At 53.3% G+C, this 2,374-nt stretch carries 3 protein-coding genes; all 3 read left to right on the top strand.

The features are described 5' to 3' along the window. A partial coding sequence (locus KDK14_RS04855) for an oxaloacetate decarboxylase (protein WP_257263891.1) occupies positions 1-390 on the top strand: 390 nt, incomplete at its 5' end. Between the two features lie 23 nt (positions 391-413). Next, a complete protein-coding gene (prpC, locus tag KDK14_RS04850; protein WP_257263890.1) occupies positions 414-1,556 on the top strand; it encodes a 2-methylcitrate synthase in 1,143 nt (380 codons plus the stop codon). Positions 1,557-1,650: 94 nt separating this feature from the next. Continuing rightward, a partial coding sequence (locus KDK14_RS04845; RefSeq protein ID WP_257263889.1) for an aconitase family protein occupies positions 1,651-2,374 on the top strand: 724 nt, incomplete at its 3' end.

Genomic DNA, 2,374 nt, shown 5'->3' with positions numbered 1-2,374 from the left:
GCCCGTACTGATGCCATTGCCGTTACCGGTTTTGAAGATGCTATTGACCGTGCCAGGGCTTATTCTGAAGCAGGTGCGGATATGCTGTTCGTAGAAGCACCGCAGACCATCGAACAGATTGAGAAAATTGCCAGACAGGTGCCTGGTCCCAAGCTGATCAACATGTTCTACAGTGGGAAAACACCACTGGTACTCACTGCCGACCTGAAAGCAATGGGCTATCAGTTGATCATTATTCCCTCTGACCTGCAGCGGGCGGCAGTGACCGCAATGCGGGATGTACTGAAGGTGATCAAGCGTGACGGCAACAGTGGCGCTATCGCCGATGGCATGATGACCTTCCAGGAACGTGAACGGCTGGTGAAAACCAAAGAGTTTCTGAATCCATAAAACAAAAAAAGTGGAGATGTGCCATGACGACAAACTCTGGGGCAGACAAGAAATTAAGCGGCGCTGGTCTGCGTGGTCAGTCCGCAGGTGAAACCGCGCTGTGTACCGTGGGCAAAACCGGTTCAGGCCTGACTTACCGTGGTTACGATATCAACGAGCTGGCAGATAAGGCCCAGTTTGAAGAAGTCGCGTACCTGCTGCTTTATGGCAAACTACCGAACCGCGCTGAACTGGACGCCTACAAAATCAGGCTCAAGGGCCTTCGCTCCCTGCCCGATGCCTTGAAAACAGTCCTTGAACAGATTCCTGCTGATGCTCACCCCATGGATGTGATGCGAACCGGTTGTTCCATGCTGGGAAACCTGGAAACCGAACAGGATTTTTCACAGCAGCACGATCATATTGACCGCATGCTGGCCATTTTCCCCGGCATGATCAACTACTGGTACAACTTCAGCCACCACGGTGTCCGGGTAGATGTTGATACCGATGCGGACTCCATTGCCGAACAGTTTCTCTGGACGTTGCACAACAAAAAGCCTGAGCCACTTCATGTTCAGGTAATGCACGCTTCCCTGGTGCTTTATGCCGAGCATGAGTTCAATGCTTCAACCTTTACCGGCCGCGTTTGTGCTTCCACCCTGTCTGACATCCACAGCTGTGTGACCGGTGCCATCGGCTCATTGCGTGGCCCACTCCACGGTGGCGCTAACGAAGCGGCCATGGCAATGATCGAGAACTGGCGCTCGCCTGAAGAGGCCGAAGCGAAGATCATGGCCATGTTGGCACGCAAGGATAAGATTATGGGCTTTGGCCACGCCATTTATCGCGAGTCTGACCCCCGTAATGCCATCATCAAGAAGTGGTCTGAAAAGTTGTCTGAGCAGGTGGGTGATAAATATCTCTATGCCGTTTCCGAGCGTGTTGAGGCGGTCATGTGGCGGGAGAAAAAGCTGTTCTGTAATGCCGACTTCTTTCATGCCTCTGCCTATAACTTTATGGGCATTCCTACCAAGTTGTTTACACCGATCTTTGTTTGTTCGCGGGTAGCTGGCTGGACTGCCCACGTCATGGAGCAGCGGGCCAACAACCGCATTATCCGTCCATCTGCAGACTATACCGGGCCAGAAAGCGCAGAATGGGTGGCTATTGAAGACCGCGATTAACCACAAAGACCACCAGGCGCACAGAGAAAAAAGCTACCTTTGTGCGCCTGGTCGTTTATAACAGTAAATGACTTGCCCGGTGGACGTTCGACGTATGAACACTGATTTTCGTAAACCCTTACCCGGCACCCGGCTGGATTATTATGATACGCGTGCAGCCGTGGAAGCGATTCAACCGGGTGCCTATAACACCTTACCCTATACCTCAAGAGTATTGGCCGAGCAGCTGGTTCGCCGCTGTGACCCGGCTACTCTGACCGACTCCCTGAAGCAGATTATTGAGCGCAAGCGTGACCTGGATTTCCCCTGGTATCCAGCCCGTGTTGTCTGCCATGATATTCTTGGCCAGACCGCCCTGGTGGATCTTGCCGGATTGCGGGACGCCATTGCCGGGCAGGGCGGTGATCCTGCCAGGGTTAACCCGGTTGTACCAACCCAGTTGATTGTTGATCACTCTCTGGCCGTTGAACATGGCGGTTTTGATCCGGATGCCCTGGAAAAAAACCGGGCTATTGAAGATCGCCGGAACGAAGACCGTTTTCATTTTATTGAGTGGTGCAAAACTGCCTTCGAGAATGTTGATGTGATTCCCGCAGGGAATGGCATCATGCACCAGATCAACCTGGAGAAAATGTCCCCGGTTATCCAGGCCCGTGATGGTGTCGCCTATCCCGATACCTGTATCGGTACCGACAGCCATACTCCCCACGTGGACGCCCTGGGTGTTATCGCCATTGGGGTTGGTGGCCTGGAAGCGGAAACCGTGATGCTGGGCCGTCCTTCCATGATGCGTCTTCCGGATATCGTCGGTGTTAAGC

The organism is Endozoicomonas sp. ONNA2, assembly GCF_024606365.1.
In the GTDB taxonomy this organism is placed as follows: domain Bacteria; phylum Pseudomonadota; class Gammaproteobacteria; order Pseudomonadales; family Endozoicomonadaceae; genus Endozoicomonas.
Note: the sequence above shows the minus strand (reverse complement) of the source record. Positions and strands in the feature narration are given on the sequence as shown.